At 32.7% G+C, this 6184-nt stretch carries 4 protein-coding genes and 8 tRNA genes; all 12 read left to right on the forward strand.

All coding sequences use genetic code 11. The annotated features are described in order from the left end of the window. Window positions 1-64: 64 nt before the first annotated feature. Window positions 65-139, forward strand: a tRNA-Asn gene (locus MR593_RS02875). Between the two features lie 7 nt (window positions 140-146). After that, window positions 147-236, forward strand: a tRNA-Leu gene (locus MR593_RS02880). Window positions 237-250: 14 nt separating this feature from the next. Continuing rightward, window positions 251-326 (forward strand) — tRNA-Met (locus MR593_RS02885). Window positions 327-333: 7 nt separating this feature from the next. Next, window positions 334-408: transfer RNA gene (locus MR593_RS02890), tRNA-Glu, on the forward strand. A gap of 7 nt (window positions 409-415) precedes the next feature. Next, window positions 416-491, forward strand: a tRNA-Val gene (locus tag MR593_RS02895). Between the two features lie 7 nt (window positions 492-498). Next, a tRNA-Asp gene (locus MR593_RS02900) sits at window positions 499-575 on the forward strand. 6 nt (window positions 576-581) lie between these two features. Further along, window positions 582-656 (forward strand) — tRNA-Gly (locus tag MR593_RS02905). Window positions 657-665: 9 nt separating this feature from the next. Continuing rightward, a tRNA-Arg gene (locus tag MR593_RS02910) sits at window positions 666-742 on the forward strand. Between the two features lie 227 nt (window positions 743-969). Then, the gene (gene cdaA / locus MR593_RS02915) at window positions 970-1812 is read left to right on the forward strand and encodes a diadenylate cyclase CdaA (protein WP_290686771.1); all 843 of its coding nucleotides are present in this window, start codon (window positions 970-972) and stop codon (window positions 1810-1812) included. Further along, on the forward strand, window positions 1809-2993 hold the full coding sequence (locus tag MR593_RS02920; RefSeq protein WP_290686772.1) for a CdaR family protein: 1185 nt from the start codon (window positions 1809-1811) through the stop codon (window positions 2991-2993). Before cdaA ends, MR593_RS02920 begins: the two co-directional genes overlap by 4 nt. Window positions 2994-3271: 278 nt before the next feature. Next, complete coding sequence (glmM, locus tag MR593_RS02925; RefSeq protein WP_290686774.1) at window positions 3272-4618, forward strand: phosphoglucosamine mutase; 1347 nt, start codon at window positions 3272-3274, stop codon at window positions 4616-4618. A 445-nt stretch (window positions 4619-5063) separates the two neighbouring features. Continuing rightward, window positions 5064-6184, forward strand: a 1121-nt coding sequence (gene glmS / locus MR593_RS02930; RefSeq protein WP_290686776.1) for a glutamine--fructose-6-phosphate transaminase (isomerizing), incomplete at its 3' end; no start/stop codon positions are given.

Consider the following 6184-nt stretch of genomic DNA (forward strand, 5'->3'; position numbering starts at 1 on the left):
TCTTTAGCGCTGATGGTACTTGGTGGGTGACCGCCTGGGAGAGTAAGACGTAGCCACGTAATGTTCCAAGGTAGCTCAATGGTGGAGCACTCGGCTGTTAACCGATAGGCTGAGGGTTCGAGTCCCTCCCTTGGAGCCAAATGATTGCCGAAGTGGCGGAACTGGCAGACGCACAGGACTTAAAATCCTGCGAGACTTAACCTCTCGTACCGGTTCGATTCCGGTCTTCGGCACCACACAAGTATAATGTCGCGGAGTGGAGCAGTTGGTAGCTCGTCGGGCTCATAACCCGAAGGTCGTAGGTTCAAGTCCTTCCTCCGCAACCAGTAAAATGGCTCATTGGTCAAGCGGTTAAGACACCGCCCTTTCACGGCGGTAACAGGGGTTCAATTCCCCTATGAGTCACCAATAAAATGGGATCATAGCTCAGCTGGGAGAGCACCTGCCTTACAAGCAGGGGGTCACAGGTTCGAGCCCTGTTGGTCCCACCATAAATGCGGCCTGGTAGTTCAGCTGGTTAGAATGCCAGCCTGTCACGCTGGAGGTCGAGGGTTCGAGTCCCTTCCAGGTCGCCATAATTAGCGGGAATAGTTCAGTGGTAGAGCGCAACCTTGCCAAGGTTGAAGTCGCGAGTTCGAATCTCGTTTCCCGCTCCAATAAAATATGGGTGCATAGCTCAGCTGGATAGAGCAACGCCCTTCTAAGGCGTGTGTCCGGGGTTCGAATCCCTGTGCGCTCACCAATCGAAAAAGTTTCACATTAGTGAGACTTTTTTTTTATATAAAAATTGTTATTTTACTATTAGATTTAAAAAAGTTAAGTTTAAAAGACTTTAAAATAAAGTTTTTCTTACAAAATTGTGTATAATTTGTATATAGTTAGATTAATATAGTATAATACAAAGTGAAAAACTAAAAATGTGAATATATATATAGTATAAAAAAGCTAATTAAATAGGAGGATGATGTGATGTCCGATTTAAATAATTTTTTTAATAGTTTTATTAGTATAATATTAAAAATGAGTATATACGATGTTGTGGATATAGCTATAGTTGCTTATATTTTTTATAAAATATATATGTTTATAAAGGATACTAGAGCAGAGCAGGTTTTTAAAGGAATAGTAATTTTGCTATTGGCTACCCAAATAAGTGATTTGTTTAAGTTGCATACTCTTTACTGGATTTTAGTAAATGCTATAGAGGTAGGGGTTATAGCTGTCTGTATAATATTCCAACCTGAGTTGAGAGCAGGATTTGAGTACATAGGTAGAGCGAATTTTAAATTATTTGAAAAAAATAATAAAAAGGAAGAAGATGCAGAGCTTAATAAAATGATAGAAGAGATAGTTGAAACATTATATTCTCTTTCTAGACAAAAAATAGGAGCTCTTATAATTATGGAGAGAGAAACTAAAATATCAGATATAATCAATACAGGGACAACTATAGATGGAGATGTTTCTAGACAATTATTGATAAATATATTTATACCAAATACGCCATTGCATGATGGAGCTGTTGTCATTAGGGACTATAAGATAAAGGCTGCGGCGTGTTTTCTTCCGTTAAGCCAAAGTAAGGATTTAACAAAGGACCTAGGGACTAGACATAGAGCAGGTGTTGGTATTAGTGAGGTTTCGGATTGTTTGACTTTAATTGTTTCAGAGGAAACAGGAGAGGTTTCAATTGCGAAATCAGGTAAATTATATAGAAATATCGCTAAAGAAAGAATGTCAAATATCCTTAAAAATAATTTGAGAAAGAGTTCAACTGAGAAAACTTTATTTAAAGGTGGTATATTCAAATGATAGAAAAATTAAAGAAAAATACCAAAATAAAAATAATATCTTTATTAAGTGCAATAGTACTTTGGATGTATGTCATGGCTGTTGTAGATCCAGAGGATACAAAATTATATGAAGACATACCGATTACTATAACTAATTTAAATGAAATAAATGATTTAGATTTAGTTGTGGATCCAGATGAGGATTTAGTTGCGTCTGTGTATGTTAAGGGGAATTTATCGGATTTACAAAAGATAACTGCAGAAAATATAAATGTCTACGGTACTGTAAATCATCCAATAGAAGGTCAAAATCAATTGTACCTAAGAGCAAGTGCTAGCGACAAGGTTACGACAGATTTTAAATCAGATACTATTGTTATAAATTTGGAAAAAGTAATAGAAGAAGAAAGAAATATAACAGTAAATATAACTGGAGATTATGCGGATGATGTGGATACTGTTAAACTAAAAAATGAGAAGGTTAAAATCTCAGGACCTAGAAGTAGGATAGATTCTGTAAAATATATACAAGCAAGCTTTAATGCCGACAAGGAATCTTCTAGCACTTATACAACAGATTTAACATTAGAAGCATTGGATGCTGATAAGAAGAAAGTAAGCGATGTGAATTTAGAATTTGACAAAGTTAGCGCAGAAATATCTTTTTTAAAGCAGAAAGAAGTTAAGATAAATCCTGTATTCACTAATTCTGGTTCAGATTTGATTGAAGGTGAGGATTTTATTTTATCCCCTGATGTTATAAAAATAAAAGGAAAAAGTGCTGATATAGATAATATAGACTCTATAAATACAAATACTATTGATATCAATAATTTTGAATCAGATAGTAAAGTAATAAAACTACAAATTCCAAATGGAGTTACTTGTGACAAAGATAGTGTAACTATAAAAATGTCAAAAGAAAATAGTTTAGTAGATACATTTACATATTATAAGGATGAATTGAATTTACTAAATAATAACGATCAAAATATATCACTTGATAATTTTGACATTCCAGATACTATAAAGGTTACTTTAAAATACGCTAAGAATTCACAAAAAATATCTAAAGATGATTTAAAATTATATATAGATTTAGAGGAGGGCTTTAGTCCTGACAAACAATATCCGATTGTTTACAGAGATGCAGAGGTCAAGAGTATATCTATTGACCCAAGCTATGTCACATCTAAATAAGGTTTAAATTCAAAAAAAATATATTAATTGATAATTAAAATGTAAAAAGTAACAAATAAAAGACAATAGGTAAGTTATCTATTGTCTTTTTTCTTTATAAGTATTAAAATAATTCTATGACAATTTTCCGATTTTGAACGAAATCGCTTGAAACGTCTATAAATAAGAATATAAATTTTATTAAATATGAGAATAAATGTTAATAATTTGTAAGAAAGATTTTTAAATTTTATTGATATAATAACTATTAAGGTTTTCAATTTGGAAGGAGACTTTTTATGAGAAAATATTTTGGAACTGATGGAGTAAGAGGAGTAGCTAATAAAGAGCTTACTTGTGATTTAGCATATAAATTAGGTAGAGCTGGAGGATATGTTCTAACTAATACAGAATATAAAGTAAAAGTAGTTGTAGGTAAGGATACAAGACAATCAGGAGATATGTTAGAAGCAGCATTAATCGCTGGTTTAATGTCTGTTGGATGTGATGTAATAACAGTTGGAGTAATACCTACACCAGGAGTTGCATATTTAACTAGAAAATATGGAGCTGATTGTGGTGTTGTAATATCTGCATCACACAACCCTATGGAAGACAATGGAATCAAGTTTTTCAACAAAGATGGGTTTAAATTAGACGACGAAATAGAGTTAAAAATAGAAAAATATATTGATAATATAGAAAAAATAGATTATAATCCTATAGGTGAAAAAGTTGGTGTAAGAATTCACAAACATACAGCAACAAAAGATTATGTAGATTATTTAAAATCTATAGTAAATGCAGATTTAACAGGATTAAAAGTAGTACTAGACTGTGCAAATGGAGCATCTTATAAGGTTGCACCAGCAGTTTTCAAAGAATTAGGAGCTGAAGTAATAGATATAAATACTACTCCTAATGGTAAAAATATAAACGATAAATGTGGATCAACTCATCCAGAAGGACTTCAAAAAGCCGTTGTAGAAAATAAAGCTGATTTCGGTCTTGCATACGATGGAGATGCTGACAGATTAATTGCAGTAGATGAAACAGGAGCAATTGTAGATGGAGATCATATAATGGTTTTAGGGGCTGTTTACCTTAAAAATAAAAATAAACTAGCTGACAATACATTAGTAGTAACTACAATGAGCAATATGGGACTTCATGTAGCAGCTAAGGAATATGGTATAAAATTAGCTATTACAGATGTTGGAGATAGATATGTAATAGAAGAAATGAAAAAACATGGATATAATTTAGGAGGAGAACAATCAGGACATATGATTTTCCTAGATTATAATACTACTGGAGACGGAACATTGAGTTCATTAATCGTTTCTAAAATTGTAAAAGAAGAAGGTAAAACTTTATCAGAGTTATCAGCTCTAATGACAACATACCCACAAGTTTTAATAAACGTGGAAGTTAAAAATGAAGTAAAAAACAAATACATGGAAAATGAAGAAATAAGAGCTGAAATAGAAAGACTTGAAAAGCTTATGGATGGTACAGGAAGAGTCTTAATAAGACCATCTGGAACACAACCATTAGTAAGAGTTATGTTAGAGGGTAAAGATGAAGGTCAAATAAGAGAGTTAGCTCAAGGGTTAGCAGATCTTATTAAAGAAAAATTATCTTAAGAGAAAAATACTTATTAAAAATATTAAATAGGTAAATATGCTGGTCATTAAATAATATTTGCATAAATTTTAATAATAATTGAGAATAATAGGGTGTAAAACTGCAGTCTTATTGCAGTTTTACTCCCGATGTTTATATTGACAACTGAATAATTGATATGAAGTCTGAGAAAATATTATGTTTATGACAGCATAGGAATATATCTTAAGTTAATTGTAAATACTAGAATAAAACTGGGATTTACTTAAGCGCCAGAACTTAATTGTTTAATTAAGTTGACGAGGTCAGAGTTAATCGAAATGTCGGCGGATGCTCTGCGGTGTGCCACCATCGAAGGATTTCTACAAAGTATAAGAGTAATCTTATTAAACAAAAAGAAACCCATGTGGATTGACCCGAATCTTAAAAATATATAAATTAATATTTTTTAGGAGGACACAAATTATGTGTGGAATAGTAGGATACTTAGGTAACAGACAAGCAACAGATGTTTTAGTCGATGGACTATCAAAATTAGAGTACAGAGGATATGACTCTGCAGGTGTAGCAGTAAACAATGGAAAAGATAACTTAGAAATAAGAAAATTCCAAGGTAGATTAGCTGTACTTGCTGAAGATTTACAAAAATCTCCAATAGAAGGACATTTAGGTATAGGTCATACAAGATGGGCTACTCATGGTGTGCCATCAGACGAAAATGCGCATCCTCATTTTAATGAAGATAAAACTATAGCAGTAGTTCACAATGGTATAATAGAAAACTACTTAGAATTAAGAGCTGAATTACAAGCTGAAGGATACCACTTTGTATCTCAAACAGATACAGAAGTAGCAGCTCATATGATAAGCAAATATTACCAAGGCGATCTTTTAGATGCAGTTTACAAAGCTACAGCTAGATTTAGAGGAGCTTATGCATTAGGTGTTATATGCACAGATAACGACAAAGAATTAGTAGCAGTTAGAAAAGACAGTCCATTAATAGTTGGATTAGGCGATGGAGAAAACTTCATAGCATCTGATATACCTGCAGTATTAAAATACACAAGAAAGGTTTACTACTTAGAAAATGGTGAATATGTTCACATAACAGCAGACAAAGTTCAAGTTTTAAACGAAAATAGAGAAGTAGTAGACAAAAAAGTAAACGAAATAACTTGGGACGTTGAAGCAGCATCTAAAGGCGGATACGACCATTTCATGATAAAAGAAATATATGAACAACCAGAAGGTACTAAGAATACTCTAATGAGAAGATTAGACGAAAATGGTGAAATCAAATTAGACGATATAGATATAACTAAAGAACAATTAGAAAAAATAAATAAAATCTATATAGTAGCTTGTGGTACTGCTTATAATGCAGGACTTGTTGGAGCACATGCAGTAGAAAGATTCTTAAAGGTTCCTGTAGTAACTGACATAGCTTCAGAATTCAGATACAGCGATCCATTCATGGATGAAAACACATTAGTTATATTAGCTAGCCAATCTGGTGAAACTGCTGATACACTTTCTGTGTTAAGAGAAGCTAAAGCAAAAGGAGCTACAGTTTTATCAATAGC

Source organism: Intestinibacter sp. (assembly GCF_022780145.1).
Taxonomy (GTDB): domain Bacteria; phylum Bacillota; class Clostridia; order Peptostreptococcales; family Peptostreptococcaceae; genus Intestinibacter.

What these genes read in the sequence shown, in the direction of transcription:
- MR593_RS02920 (WP_290686772.1), top strand. Translation starts at nt 1,809, where the DNA reads ATGATAGAAAAATTAAAGAAAAATACCAAAATAAAAATAATATCTTTA.
- glmM (WP_290686774.1), top strand. Translation starts at nt 3,272, where the DNA reads ATGAGAAAATATTTTGGAACTGATGGAGTAAGAGGAGTAGCTAATAAA.
- cdaA (WP_290686771.1), top strand. Translation starts at nt 970, where the DNA reads ATGTCCGATTTAAATAATTTTTTTAATAGTTTTATTAGTATAATATTA.